The sequence below is a fragment of the Pseudomonas fluorescens genome, assembly GCF_018614775.1.
Lineage (GTDB): Bacteria > Pseudomonadota > Gammaproteobacteria > Pseudomonadales > Pseudomonadaceae > Aquipseudomonas > Aquipseudomonas fluorescens_BY.
The window spans coordinates 70,002-78,203 of the sequence record NZ_JAGGOF010000007.1 but is presented as its reverse complement, the minus strand read 5'-3'; the positions used below and the strand labels follow the sequence as shown (position 1 = coordinate 78,203).

The 8,202-nt window shown below is 62.5% G+C and carries 5 protein-coding genes; 2 read left to right on the top strand and 3 right to left on the bottom strand.

All coding sequences use genetic code 11. The features are described from left to right. Window positions 1-130: 130 nt before the first annotated feature. Window positions 131-1,888 carry a molecular chaperone gene (locus J7E36_RS01940; protein ID WP_214999353.1) on the top strand — a complete coding sequence of 586 codons (1,758 nt, stop codon included), beginning with the start codon at window positions 131-133 and terminating at the stop codon, window positions 1,886-1,888. A gap of 53 nt (window positions 1,889-1,941) precedes the next feature. Here J7E36_RS01940 and serB read toward each other — a convergent pair whose 3' ends face one another. Next, a complete protein-coding gene (gene serB, locus J7E36_RS01935; protein WP_214999351.1) occupies window positions 1,942-3,156 on the bottom strand; it encodes a phosphoserine phosphatase SerB in 1,215 nt (404 codons plus the stop codon). A 133-nt stretch (window positions 3,157-3,289) separates the two neighbouring features. Between serB and J7E36_RS01930 the strand changes: the two genes are divergently transcribed. Next, window positions 3,290-4,807: an AhpA/YtjB family protein gene (locus tag J7E36_RS01930; protein WP_214999349.1), complete on the top strand. Its 1,518-nt coding sequence runs from the start codon at window positions 3,290-3,292 to the stop codon at window positions 4,805-4,807. A gap of 237 nt (window positions 4,808-5,044) precedes the next feature. Here J7E36_RS01930 and J7E36_RS01925 read toward each other — a convergent pair whose 3' ends face one another. Both J7E36_RS01925 and parC read right to left on the bottom strand, forming a co-directional pair. After that, window positions 5,045-5,752 (bottom strand): PqiC family protein, encoded by a 708-nt coding sequence (locus J7E36_RS01925; protein WP_214999348.1) that lies wholly within the window; start codon window positions 5,750-5,752, stop codon window positions 5,045-5,047. Window positions 5,753-5,923: 171 nt separating this feature from the next. Further along, the gene (parC, locus tag J7E36_RS01920; protein WP_214999347.1) at window positions 5,924-8,197 is read right to left on the bottom strand and encodes a DNA topoisomerase IV subunit A; all 2,274 of its coding nucleotides are present in this window, start codon (window positions 8,195-8,197) and stop codon (window positions 5,924-5,926) included. Window positions 8,198-8,202: the final 5 nt, after the last annotated feature.

The window sequence follows — 8,202 nt, the reverse complement described above, 5'->3', positions numbered from 1 at the left end:
CACCGCCGTCGCGAGCAGGCTCGCTCCCACAGTTGTTATGGCATTCAACATAGATAGGGGCTTCTTTTCAGCCATAGCTGCTAGAGTTGAGGACATACTTTTCATTTTTCTGGCCGGAGCCGTCCACGGCATGAATGAGACCAGCCCTCTCCAGTCGATGCGTGTCCTGACCCCGACACAGTCGCGCCTGTCGTTCTGCGATGCCACGCCACGCGACCTCAAGCGCTGGATCGCCGACCTGCCCAAGGCCAACATCGGCGAAACCGCGCGCCTGTTGTACCAGGCCCTCGGCGAACTCAACCAGCTACTCACTCCCAGCGACAATCGCCTGCAGTTGCTCGAACTGTTGCGGCCCGAGGTGTACTACGTCTGCAAACACCTGGAGCGGCATTTCCTGCAACAGGCCATCGTGCTGGATGACCGTTCGCGCAAAATCGTCAACCTGTGCCAGGCCCTGCAAACCCACCTGGCGATGGGCTACAAACAGATCGTCGCGCGCATCGCGTCGAAATACACCAAGGACCGGGCCCGACTGATGAGCACGGCCTTGCAGCGGGCGATGCACGCGCTGGACGGCCCGCTGCTGCGCGCCAGTCAGCTGTACAGCCCCGTGCCGGAAGGGTTGTGGCTTGATTTGCATCAGTTGTACCGGATCGCTTGCCAGCATCGCTTGCAGAACCAGGCCGTGAGCGACGAACTGGCCAGCCAGGTTCATCAATTGAGCGCCGAGCAAACCTACGCTGTCGCGCTGCTGCTCGGTGCATCACGCAGCAACCAACTGCGCCAGGGCCAGATCGCACGCCTGGCCGAGGTGCTGGAGTCGTGGAGTCAATGGGTCAAGCTGGACCCCGCCGTCAGCGCTGCCAGCCTGTTCGCCGTCGCGCCGGAGCTGGATGTCGGGCCGCGTTATCGCTCCAAGTTCCGGGCCGAGCAGCAACCGACCTTGCAGGGCTTTGATCCGCAGCCGCTGGTGCGCATGATCGCCGCCCACCTGGAGCAACCGGCCGACGAGGCTCTGCCCGTCCCGGGTGGCATGAGTCCCGACACCTTGCAACACCTGCTGGCGGCCTGGGGCGAGGCAGCCGAACGCAGCTTCCAGCGTACGGAGGGCAACGGCACGCTGACGCTGTGCGTGGGCATGAGCGCATTGCATTATTACCTTGGCGGCGAGCGCTCTTTCAGTGAAATCCTGAAAGACCCAGGCATGCGCAAGGCCCGTTTCGAAGCCTCGCCGACCAAGACCAGCGACACCTGGGGCCAGGCCTTTGACGCCGCACCCGCCGGTGACAGCGATCTGCTGCCCTATGAAGAAATCGAGTACCCGGTCAACCCGGCCGATGACGACGGCAGCAGTTCCGATAACCAGCATCACTTTCCCACCTACGATCTGCCCATTATCAACCACAGCCCCGGTGGCTATTGCCTCGGCTGGCCGAAAGAGGTGCCGGAACAGCTGCAGGCCGGGGAGATGATCGGCATTCGGGACGCCAGCGACCAATCCTGGAGCATCGCCGTCGTGCGCTGGATCCGCCAGGCGCGCAATGGCGCCATGCAAATGGGCATCGAGCTGGTCGCACCTTATGCCCAGCCCTGCGGGCTGCAACTGGTGCGGGAAGAGAACGCGCACGGTCACTATCTACGCGGGCTACTGCTCCCCGAGATCAGCGCCATCGACCTGCCCCCCACCATGATCGCCCCGCGCTTGCCCTTCCAGGAGGGCCAGCGCGTGCTGATCAATACCAACGGCCAGGAACTGCGCGCAGGCCTGGACCGACGGGTCACCAGCACCCACAGCTTCAATCAGTTTTCCTATCACCAGGAGGTTGCCCCCAGCGAAGGTGGTGGCGATGCCGAAGGCGATTTTGATTCGTTGTGGAAGTCGCTTTAGGAAAAAAACCGTGGCGAGGGAGCAAGCCCCCTCGCCACAGGGTCATATTCGGCTCAAAGCTGCCCGTCACGATCCCTGAAGCCCAGCAGATACAACACCCCATCCAGCCCCAGGGTGGAAATCGCCTGCCTGGCCGACTGCTTGACCAGTGGCTTGGCACGGAATGCCACACCCAGGCCTGCGATCGCCAGCATCGGCAAGTCGTTGGCACCGTCGCCCACGGCGATGGTCTGCTCCAGGCGCAGGCCTTCTTTTTCAGCCAGCTCACGGAGCAGGTCGGCTTTGCGCTGGGCATCGACGATCGGCTCGACGGCCACGCCCGTCACCTTGCCGTCCACCACTTCCAGCTCGTTGGCGAACACGTAGTCGATGCCGAGCTTGGCCTGCAACTGCTTGGCAAAGTAGGTGAAGCCGCCCGACAGGATGGCGGTCTTGTAGCCCAGGCGCTTGAGTTCGGCGAACAGCGTCTCGGCGCCTTCGGTCAGGCGCAGGGAAGCGCCGATGGCGTCCAGCACGCTGACGTCCAGGCCCTGCAGCAGCGCCAGGCGCTCCTTGAAGCTGGCGCGGAAATCCAGCTCGCCGGCCATGGCGCGCTCGGTGATCGCCGACACCTTGTCGCCCACGCCGGCAGCCTTGGCCAGCTCATCGATGACTTCGGCCTCGATCAGCGTCGAGTCCATGTCGAACACCGCCAGGCGGCGATTACGCCGGAACAGCGAGTCTTCCTGGAACGCGATGTCGACGTTCAGCTCCTGGGCCACGCTGAGGAATTCGGCGCGCAACGCCTGGGAATCGGCCGGCTCGCCGCGCACGGAAAACTCGATGCAGCCCTTGCCCTTGTCGGCCGGGGTGTCCAGCGGCATGCGCCCTGAGAGTCGGTCGATGTGGTCGATGTTCAGACCGTACCGGGCAGTGATCGAACTGACGCGCTGCAACTGTTCGGCGGTGACCTTGCGGGTCAACAGCGTGACGATGTGGCGCTTCTTGCCCTGACCAGCCACCCAATGCTGGTAATCGGCTTCGGAAACTGGGGTAAAACGCACCTGCTGGTCGAGTTTGTAGGCGGTGAACAGAATGTCCTTGAGCACCGACTTGCTCTGCTCGGCGTCCGGGATTTCAACCAGGATGCCAAACGACAGCGTGTCATGGATCACCGCCTGACCGATGTCGAGAATGTTCACACCACCCTGGGCCAGGACGCCGGTAATGGCCGCAGTCAGACCCGGACGGTCGCTGCCAGTGATGTTTATCAGGACGATTTCGCGCAAGGCGCACCCCCGCAGGTGGAAAAAAACCGCATTCTACCCACATTCAGTGACCATCGGGCACCGCCAGTGCTTTGCCGGTCATGGGGCTGTCGCTATACTGCGCGTCAATTTCACGGACAAAGAGCCGAGCTCAGTGAACCGGCCCACGCCAGTCAAAACCGACAACTTCTTCCTGCTGATCTTCCGTGCACTGCGTCATCGCCGCGTGCCGATTGCATTGCGCATTGCCAGCCATAACGTAATCCTGGTCGCCCTGGCCCTGGTCATTTATGCCTGCGTGATGGGCCTGCAATTCAAGCAGGCCATGCACGAGCAGGCCGATGCCCTGGGTGAGAGCCTGACCACCCAGACCGCCACGTCCGCGACCGAGTTGCTGGTGTCCAACGACATCCTCAGCCTCAACGTGCTGCTCAACAACCTGACCAAGAACAAACTGGTGGCCCACGCCGCCATCTATAGCGTCGACAACCGCATCCTCGCCGAGGCCGGCCAGCGGCCCAAGCCTGGCCTGCTGGGCGAGTCCGGCGGCATGTATCAGAGCAAGATCACCTTCCAGGACGTGACCGCCGGGCAATTGCGCATCAGCCTGGACATGGACCAGTTCCAGCAACCGATGACCATCAGCCTGCAAAGCATGGGCATCCTCAGCGCGATCCTGCTGGCGCTGGCGCTGGCCTTGAGCCTGCGCCTGGGCCGGCATATTTCGACGCCACTGCTGCAATTGCGCGTCTGGCTGCGGGACATCGACGAGCACACCCCGGCCACCCAGCGCCAGGACGAAATCGGCGACCTGGCCCGGCAGCTGCACGCCAGCTTCGCGCCGGAACCCGAGCCTGTGCCGGAGCCCGAAGAACTCGATTACGTGGACGAAGACGAGGCCGAGCCGGGCTTCGAGGTGCGCAACCTGCGCGACCCGGGTTTCGACGAAAGCCCGCCGATGCCCGCCTCCAGGCCGGCACCTCGCCATGTGGTGCGCACGGTAGAGGACGATGAAGACGACGACGCCTTCGCTGACCTGCGTGACGAGTCGATCGCCGGTGAACCAAAACCGCTCGCCAGGCCCATTGCCTCGAACCTGCCCCAGCACAGCGCGGTATTGGCCGTGCAACTGGGTGCCCAGGACCAACTGCGTCGCCTGCCCCAGGCGCGCCTCAAGGAACTGCTCGAACGCTACCGCGACTGCCTCGACCAGGCCGCGTCGCTTTACCAGGGCGAATTGCACACCCTGAACGACGGCAGCACGCTGATGCTGTTCCACACCGAGGACAGCGGTGACGACTACCTGACCAACGCTATTTGCTGCGGTGAATTGCTCCGGGCCTTGGGCCACCAGTTGCAGATCGAAGTCGCCGACAGCGGCATCACCCTGCAACTGCAATTGGGCCTGACCTTGGGTGACGGCTTGTTCGGCCTGAGCCAGATCGACCTGCTGCTGACCGAAACCGCCCAGGACGCCTTGGCGTTGTCGCAACACAGCCGCAACCTGTTGCTGGTGGAGCGCAAGATCAACGACGACGCGCTGATCCGCCAGCGCGCCCGCATCCGCCCCATCGCCAGCCCCGAAGGCGCCTGTTGCGTAGAGCGGCTGATGGAGCCCTATCCGTCGCTGCTCGAGCGGCAACTGGCGCGAATGCATGAGCGCCAGGCATGACCCTCGGCTGCTGAAATGACGAAGCCCGCAAATGAGTGATTGTCTGCGGGCTTTTTTGTGGCCTTCACTGACCCTATCGCGAGCAGGCTCGCTCCCACAGGGGATTTCCACAACCCTTTGATCCCTTGTGGGAGCGAGCCTGCTCGCGATGAAGCCAGCACAGACACCGAAGATCCAACCCGCAGAAACGACAAAGCCCGCATCAATGCGGGCTTTGCTTCAAATCCAGTACAACCGTCAGAACCTGAACACTTCCATGTCCGTGCGAATCGGCAGGGCCATCGGAATCTTCGGCGACTTTTCCGGCTCGGCGGGCTTGGCCTGGGACGGCGCCGCTTTGCGTGGTGCCTCGACGATCGGAGGCTGGTTGGCCAATGGCTTGAGGGCCACGGACAACTGCTCGGCCAGGCGTTGCAGCAACACGCCCTGGGCCTGGACCTGCGCAGCGGTGGTCCCGGCATGCTCCTCCTGCAGGTGCACGATGCGGTTCTCGCGAACCTTGCCGCGACGGTCAATCAACCGCCATTGGGCATCGAGTACCGCCGGCTGTGCCTTGCCCGAGTCCAGTCGGGTAATCGACAGCAGCACCTGGACATCCGGGGTGAAGCCCTGGGTGGCCGGCGCCAGCACCACGCGCTGGCTGTCCAGTTGCCCGGCGACCTGGCGCAACAGCAACTGGTCGATGTCGGAAGACAGGCTGCCAGCCCAACGACCGTCGGTCGAGGCTTGCAAGCTGCCGTCCGGCTGGCGTTGCAACAGGGTTTCGCGTTGCAGGTAATCGGCGATCAGTACCGGCCCCAGCAATACCGCCATGCCCGTGCTTTTCGCAGGCTGGGCTGGGGTCCCGCTGTCGAGTTGATACAGCGACACCGGTTGATGGACGCTGCAACCCGCCAGGCCAAGCAGGCCGGCGAGCCAAAAAATAGGAAGGCGCAGAGCAGTCATCGTTCCATCCAGGTGGCAGCCACAAGGCTTACCACAGTGAAAAAATACTCGGTCATTATGAAGAACGCTCAGCCACGCCGGCGCTTGGAAAGGGCCTATCATCCGTGAATATGCGTCCCGACTCCAGCGCGAAAGCGTCGGTCTGCGGCTTTTAATCGCCGACCGAGCCCTCTAGGACGCCTGATTCAAGTTTTCGACGAGCAGTGCATCGACCCGTTGAAAGCCCCTTGGAAGCTTGTTGCCCCGCCGACCGCGTTCACCTTTGTAATGCTCAAGATCGTCTGCTTTCAGGGAGAGGGTACGCTTTCCAGCCTGCAGCACAAGCGTCGCACCTTCGGGCAACACTGCAATATCCGTGACATATTCCTCACGGCTGGCGACCCGCTCGCCGGAAATACCGATGATCTTGTTGCCTTTGCCTTTACCCAACTGTGGCAGGTCGCTGATTTTGAAGACTAACAATCTGCCCTCGGTTGTCACCGAAGCCAGCCAGTTGTTCTCGCGATCGGCAACCGGGCGCGGCGCAATGACCTTGGCGTTGTTCGGCAGGCTCAACAGCGCCTTGCCCGCCTTGTTCTTGGCTTGCAGATCCTCACCCTTGACCACGAAGCCGTACCCTGCGTCGGACGCAATGACGTACAGCCCATCATCATCAGGCATCAGCACGCACTCAAAAGTTGCACCTGGTGGCGGAGTTAATCGTCCGGTCAGCGGCTCGCCCTGGCCGCGAGCCGACGGCAGGGTGTGAGCCGGCACCGAATAGCTGCGCCCGGTGGAGTCGATGAACACCGCAAACTGGTTGGAACGCCCGGCCGCCAAGGCCTTGAAACCATCCCCGGCTTTGTAGGAAAGCCCCGTAGCATCGATGTCATGACCCTTGGCCGAGCGTACCCAGCCTTTTTCCGACAGTACAACGGTCACTTTCTCGTTCGGCAGCAGATCATGTTCCGTCAACGCCTTGGCTTCGGCACGCTCGACGATGGGCGAGCGGCGGTCGTCGCCATAGGTTTCGGCGTCCTTGAGCAATTCGGTGCGCACCAGCTTCTTGAGCTTGGCTTCGCTGCCCAGCAAGGCTTGCAGCTTGGCCTGTTCCTTGAGCAATTCGTCCTGCTCGGCCCGCAACTTCATCTCTTCCAGCCGCGCCAATTGTCGCAAGCGGGTGTCGAGGATGTAGTCGGCCTGGATTTCGCTGAGGTCGAAACGCGCGATCAGGCTGGCCTTGGGGTGTTCCTCGGTGCGGATGATGTGGATCACTTCGTCCAGGTTGAGGTAGGCAATCAGCAAACCGTCCAACAGGTGCAGGCGGCGCTCGACCTTGTCCAGGCGGAATTGTAGGCGTCGACGCACGGTCTTGACGCGAAACTCCAGCCACTCCACCAGCAATGCGCGCAGGTTCTTCAACTGCGGCTTGCCGTCCAGGCCGATGATGTTGATGTTCACCCGATAGCTGGACTCCAGGTCGGTGCTGGCGAACAGGTGCTGCATCAGCGCGTCATGGTCGACACGGCTGTTGACCGGGATGATCACGATGCGGCAAGGGTTTTCGTGGTCGGATTCGTCGCGCAGGTCCGCCACTTGCGGCGCTTTCGACGGTTTTGCCTGCATCATTGCGGCAATCTGCTCCAGCACCTTGGCCCCGGAGACCTGGTGCGGCAGCGCGGTGACAATGATGTCGCCGTCTTCGATGTGGTACACGGCGCGCATGCGCACCGAACCGCGACCGGTTTCGTAGATTTTCAGCAGGTCGGCGCGGGGCGTGATGATCTCTGCTTCGGTCGGATAATCCGGGCCCTGGATGTGCTCGCAGAGCTGTTCCACCGTGGCTTTCGGCTCATCCAACAGGCGCACGCACGCCGTGGCGACTTCCCGCAGGTTGTGCGGCGGTACGTCAGTGGCCATGCCCACCGCAATGCCAGTAGTGCCATTGAGCAGAATGTTCGGCAAACGTGCCGGCAACACCAGGGGTTCGTCGAGGGTGCCGTCAAAGTTCGGGCCCCAATCTGCGGTGCCCTGGCCCAGTTCGCTGAGCAGCACTTCGGAATAGCGCGACAGCCGTGCCTCGGTGTAACGCATGGCCGCGAACGACTTGGGATCGTCCGGCGCACCCCAGTTGCCCTGCCCGTCCACCAGGGTGTAGCGGTAGCTGAACGGCTGGGCCATCAGCACCATGGCTTCGTAGCAGGCCGAATCGCCGTGGGGGTGGAATTTACCGAGCACGTCACCGACGGTCCGCGCCGACTTCTTGTGCTTGGAGTCGGCGTCCAGCCCCAGTTCACTCATGGCATAGATGATCCGCCGCTGCACCGGCTTCAAACCGTCGCCGATGTGCGGCAAGGCGCGGTCCATGATCACGTACATGGAGTAATTGAGGTAGGCATTTTCGGTGAAGTCAGCCAGCGACCGGCGTTCTACGCCGTCTAAGCTGTCTGCAAGAATGTCGCTCATGCGGG